Source organism: Desulfocicer niacini, assembly GCF_054657595.1.
Genome location: NZ_BAAHYK010000177.1, coordinates 1 through 500 on the forward strand (window position 1 = coordinate 1; position 500 = coordinate 500).

Here is a 500-nt window from a genome sequence, read left to right on the forward strand (position 1 = left end):
TTATTATCTATGAAATAATTAATAGACTCGTTCCTTTTACCCAAATCTCTTTTTTCAAATAACTTGTTTTTATGTGGGTGATTTGCCAGATTTACACTAACTTTTGGTTCGACAGAAGCTAACGCTCTTATTCTTCTTATGCTTTTAATGAAAGCATTAGCGAGATCAGCGTTTTTAAGTGAAGGGCTATGCCCCCCAAACATAAATGCGCGATACGATTCTCCCAAATTTTTGACCATGAATTCAATAGACAAGCAACCTTTCGTATGGCCCGGTGTTATATAAAAAACGAATTTTGTATCTCCAACTATCAACTCATCCCCATCTCCTACAAACTTATTGACTACTGGAGCTTTAAAGGATCCTTCCCCTTTGCTTTTTTTTGCCTGCTCTTTGGCCAGTTGATACTCTACTTTAGACATCACAACCTGGCCTCCAGACATTCGCTGTATATACTCTGCATTTCCGACATGATCTGAATGACCGTGAGTAACTAATAT

General features: G+C 37.6%; 1 protein-coding gene. It reads right to left on the bottom strand.

The genetic code is table 11. The features are described 5' to 3' along the window. Positions 1-443 (bottom strand): MBL fold metallo-hydrolase (locus ACYQ2M_RS25265; RefSeq protein WP_459919171.1); only part of this gene is annotated, 443 nt, incomplete at its 3' end. Between the last annotated feature and the right edge of the window lie 57 nt (positions 444-500).